The 1,840-nt window shown below is 70.0% G+C and carries 1 pseudogene; it reads left to right on the top strand.

From position 1 onward, the window contains the following. Window positions 1-1,840 (top strand): annotated as a pseudogene (locus ABZY44_RS37610) (hypothetical protein); the annotation flags it as partial.

The following is a 1,840-nucleotide window of genomic DNA, read 5'->3' as shown; positions in this document are numbered from 1 at the left end:
TCCTGATCGTCCGCACCGCCCAGGCGGCCGCCAACCCGGCCCTGAAGAAGATCCGCCTCGACGTCGACGCCCCGGGGATCGACACCTCCGTCGACGGCGCCGGAAACATCTCCTTCAAGGACGCCCAGGGCAAGGCCCGCTTCACCAGCCCCACCTCCTTCATGTGGGACTCCACGAAGAAGGCCACCCCCGAAGCACCCGCCGCACCGCAGAGCCCGAAGGCCGGCAAGTCCGCGGCCGGCGCCGGCGCCGCCCCCCAGGCCGCTCCGGCGGACACCGTGCCCCCGGCCGCCGACCAGGTGCCCGCCTCCACCCCCGACGGCCCCGGCGACACCGCCAACGTCAAGCCGATCGCCGTCAAGGCCGACGCCACCGGCATCGACCTGACCCCCGACACCTCCCTCCTCGGCCAGGGCACCGGCCCCTGGTACATCGACCCGGGCGTCAACCCGACCGCCGACAGCGGCAACCAGGCGTGGTCGCAGGTCCAGGAGTCGTACCCGGACACCAACGAGTTCAACTCGACCACCGACGGCCAGAACACCCCGGCCACCGGCTACTGCGGCTACTCCACGTGCACCCGCAAGGGCCGTGAGCGCGCCTACTTCCAGATCGGCATCAACTCCGCCATCCACGGCTCCGAGGTCCTCGACGCGCGGCTCTACGCCACGATCGTCTCCTCGTCGAGCCCCAGCACGGCGACCCCGATGGGCCTCTACCACAGCCCCACCGGCATCAGCAGCCCCACGAGCTGGAACCACCAGCCCTGCGACAAGAACTCGCTCATGGGCGGCTGCACCAAGATCGGTGGCAATTGGGTCTCGGGCACCGGTGAGATCCAGTACGACGTCACCACCCAGATGAAGAGCCACGCCGCCACCAGCGCGTCGACCTTCACGTTCGCCTTCGCGCCGGACGACGAAGGCAACATGTACTACCGGCAGCGGTTCAACAACACCCCGCACATCGTCACCACGTACGACTTCCAGCCCCACGTGGGCAGTCCCCGCACCAGCCCCACCCCCGGCTTCGCCGGCACCGGCACCTACTCGGCCTGCACCACCCCCGGAGCGGTCAACGCCTGGGACAACCCGGGCTGGATGGGCGCCAACTCCAACGTCTACCTGTCGTCCGACACCTGGTCGCCCACCGGCCGCCAGCTCCAGACGACGTTCCAGATCTGGGACGACGACGCCGCCGGCGCGTCCGTGTGGCACCAGACCGGCTGGAACGGTTCCTCGGGCAACGTCGTCGTGGACGCCGGCGCGCTCATCGAAGGCCACCAGTACGGCTGGGCCGCGCGCACCACGGACGGGACGCTGACCAGCGCCGAGACCGGCTGGTGCTTCTTCCGCGTCGACCGGACCCCGCCGTCCGCATCGGTCGCCTCGACCGACTTCCCGCTCTCCGGCACCACCGGCGGTCACCCCAAGCGGGTCGACGAGGAGGGCACCTTCACGCTCTCCGGTGCGGACAACGCCCCGGTCACCGGCACCAACCGCAGCTCCGGCCTGGCCTGCGCACGCTGGACCACGGACCCGGTCAAGGCGGCCTCCGACTGGAACTGCACGGACTCCGACCCGCAGATCATCAAGACCTTCACCGCGGGCAAGGCGACCGTCAAGTACACCCCGCGGGCCTGGGGCACGAACTACCTCTACCTGCAGACGCAGGACAACGCGGGCAACATGTCCCAGCCCGTCGTCCACAGCTTCTACGTGCCGTCGAACCCGAACAGCCCCGCGCCGATCTTCGGCGACATCAACGGTGACAAGAAGGCCGACGTCGTCCTCGCCGACTCCGCCGGCAACATCCGCCAGATCAACGGCGGCGCAGACCC

The organism is Streptomyces sp. NPDC006544 (genome assembly GCF_040611715.1).
Classification (GTDB): Bacteria; Actinomycetota; Actinomycetes; order Streptomycetales; family Streptomycetaceae; genus Streptomyces.
The sequence above is the reverse complement of the archived record's forward strand: the minus strand, read 5'-3'. Positions and strand labels throughout refer to the sequence as shown.